Genomic DNA, 3,284 nt, shown 5'->3' with positions numbered 1-3,284 from the left:
CATGGTGTGTAGCATGATCTTGATTTTCTGAGAAATCAAGCATCTTCAATGATCACGGGTATATAATTAAATTGGCTTTGTTACGGAATTCCGTGGCACTAAATCAAGAACCTACGATTTGAACAGCTACCTCTATTCCATCTCACAAACCTAAACCTAAACCTAAACCTAAACCTAAACCTCGTTATAAAACAAATAACTGGAAACAATACAACCAATCGCTCATTAACCGTGACTCTCTGACTTTTTGGGTTGATGAAGAGGCGATAAGCGGTTGGGTACAAAGCAAAAAGAATAAGCGCGAGAGGCCAAGTCGATTCAGTGATTTGGCTATCACGACAACACTAATGGTGAAACGAGTTTTTTGTATGCTGCTGAGAGCAGTGCAAGGATTTATCGACTCGATAACTTAGACTTACCCATGTAACCACAGATCTAACCATCATAAAGGATCAGAGCGCAAGACTCGAAAAAGGTTCAACTGATTTAGGCCACAAAGCCACTTAAAACTGAAATAAGAGAGGGCAATTCACATACGAATCTAGAATCATACCAATAAATAAGAGAGTTTCTTAAAACGTAAAAATCGCTTATAATCTGCTCTAGATCGATTTATGTAATATTTTTATAGACGGCGTCGTAATGAAAACTTCAGTTGCAAATAGAGACAATCAACATTTAAGTACATCAAACAATATCACTCCCCCTGAATGTAACTCCACTTGCAGTGAAAACAAGGAAGTTATTCACATTTATTGCCCTGAAATTTGCATTAAAAATATAAGGGTAGTACTTTCAAAACATGATATAAATTGTGATATTAACAATTATTCAATTCGAGACTTCAAAGGGCACACTTTATGTCACTTTCAAAGTTCTGAGCTATCAAAAGAGCAGCGAGCATATTTAATTGGGGCAACTGAACTTGGAGCTTGGGTTGAACCATTAGTCAGTTACTTTGATAGAACGCTTGGTTATACAGAAACAGAACTACTCCACAGCGGGTACTTTCTTCATCAAAAAGCATTTTCTATTTTGTCAAATAAAAGACACGTCAATGAAAAACGCCTCATCGATTTACTGTTTGTTTTTATGATTGGTTTAATCGCTATCCCAATAGTTTTTTTAACAGCAATTTTAATCAAAATTGAATCACCAGGTCCTATTTTTTTTAAACAAAAAAGAACTGGACAATATAACCAAGAATTTGAAGTTATCAAGTTTCGCTCAATGCGTAATGATGCCGAAAAGAACGGTGCACAGTGGGCAACCAAGAATGACGCTCGTGTCACTAAAATCGGTAACTTCATTCGCAAAACTCGTATTGATGAGCTACCCCAGCTAATAAATGTATATAAGGGTGAAATGTCAATGGTAGGCCCTCGGCCCGAACGAGAAGTTTTTATTGAAGATTTGGAAAAAGAGATCCCATACTATCGCTTCCGTCACGCTGTAAAACCAGGGGTGACCGGTCTAGCACAAGTGAAATATCCATACGGAGCTTCCCTTGAAGACGCAGTCTGGAAGCACAAGTATGATATTTACTATATCAAACACCAAAACTGGCGTATGGAATTGAAGATTTTACTCTTAACAATTAAGACTGTAGTATTTGGAATGGGAAGATAGAAGTGAGTTCGAAGTTCTCCGTATTATGCTCTCTATACTTTAAAGAAGAGCCCGCTTATCTAGAGCAATGCTTCGAAAGCTTAGCTTGGCAAACACTTGAAGCCAACGAAGTAGTTGTTGTTCATGATGGTCCTTTAACTGATGCACTATACGAAACGTTAGATAAGTGGAAGAAAAAACTACCGATCAAAGAAGTTATTTTGCCAAGAAATGTAGGATTGGGAGATGCTTTAAATGCAGGGTTAAAAGAGTGCAGTCATGACTTAATAGCTCGAGTTGATACCGATGATATAAACCACCTAGACCGGTTCGAAAAACAAGTTGCTTACATGGACTTGAACATAAAGGTAGCGGCATTAAGCTGCAATATAAACGAATTTGAAACAGACCACAAATTACCATCAAGAATTAGAGCTGTACCTAAATCAGAAAATATTAAAGCATACTCTCTGAGACGCAACCCTATCAATCATATGGCTGTAATATTCCGAAAAAAAGCAATAATTGATGTTGGTAGTTATAAACACCTTTATTTTATGGAAGATTATTACTTATGGCTAAGGCTTCAAGCTAAAGGTTATTTGCTGGCTAACCAAAACACTATATTAGTTAGTGCTAGAGTTGGCAATGGTATGTTGGAAAGAAGAAGCGGCTTCAAGTATGCAAAAAGTGAAATTAAAATAATGCAAGAGGTTTACAAACTAAAACTAACAAGAAATCCTTTAGTTTTAGTTTATTTTTCTTTAAGAGCTCTATTACGACTACTCCCAAGTAAATATCTATCTAAGATTTACTCTTTAAATAGGCATCAAATTTCATCTTAATTATTGATAAGGCCAATTTAACCATTGGCTTTGTTAAGCTATTCGTAATAGACAAATTATTTCTTTTATCCCACTAATACTATACCCGTGCTCATTGAGCATGCTTGATTTTCTGTAAAAACAAGATAATGCTACGCAACCATGAGAGTAACTCTATCTCCACTGAAGAAATAAGAACTCGAACAGATACACGATTCCACTCGTGATATACCCGTGATCATTGAAGATGCTTGATTTCTCAGAAAATCAGGATCATGCTACACACCATGAAAATAATACTGACTCCTCAACAGAAACAACAACTCGAAGATAAGCACGATTCAACTCGTGATGGTCGAGTGCGTGACCGCATCAAAGCGGTTTTATACCAATTAAAGTAAAAATATGATCTAATTAAGACCGTCGAACTCTTACAGAAAATCGCCATGGATAGCCTTAATAATACTGATTTTAAAAAGCTAGCAAGCCAACAAAAAACCATTCAAATGAAGGTTCGCTTGCTAGCACTTGCCCACTTCAAAGAAAGTCACTCGCGCACTCAAATTGCCAAATACCTTAAAGTCAGTCGAACTAGTGTAAACAAATGGGTTCAAGCATTTCTTGAAGAAGGATTGGAAGGGCTTAACCCTATAGAGCAAGTTTGGAGTTGGTTGCGACAACATTATCTAGCGAATCAAAGTTTCACTGATTATAACGACATTGTTTCCAAGGTTTGTCGCGCTTGGAATGGATTTCTTGAGTGCAAAGATCGTGTCACAAAAATGAGCAGAAGGGATTGGATAAACCTGATCAGTTAATTTTCCGGATTGGTATTACTTGCGTCTGAAGGTT

At 36.8% G+C, this 3,284-nt stretch carries 2 protein-coding genes and 2 pseudogenes; all 4 read left to right on the top strand.

The features are described from left to right. Positions 1–134 precede the first annotated feature (134 nt). Positions 135–407, top strand: a pseudogene (locus AB4589_RS19640) (transposase); the annotation flags it as partial. A gap of 235 nt (positions 408–642) precedes the next feature. Beyond that, positions 643–1,629, top strand: a complete 987-nt coding sequence (locus AB4589_RS19635; RefSeq protein WP_372101548.1) for a sugar transferase — start codon at positions 643–645, stop codon at positions 1,627–1,629. A gap of 2 nt (positions 1,630–1,631) precedes the next feature. Next, positions 1,632–2,453 (top strand): glycosyltransferase, encoded by an 822-nt coding sequence (locus tag AB4589_RS19630; RefSeq protein ID WP_372101547.1) that lies wholly within the window; start codon positions 1,632–1,634, stop codon positions 2,451–2,453. 485 nt (positions 2,454–2,938) lie between these two features. Next, positions 2,939–3,079, top strand: a pseudogene (locus AB4589_RS19625) (helix-turn-helix domain-containing protein); the annotation flags it as partial. Between the last annotated feature and the right edge of the window lie 205 nt (positions 3,080–3,284).

This window comes from Vibrio sp. 10N.222.49.A3, assembly GCF_041475145.1.
In the GTDB taxonomy this organism is placed as follows: Bacteria; Pseudomonadota; Gammaproteobacteria; order Enterobacterales; family Vibrionaceae; genus Vibrio; species Vibrio tasmaniensis_A.
This window is presented reverse-complemented; position numbering and strand designations above follow the sequence as displayed.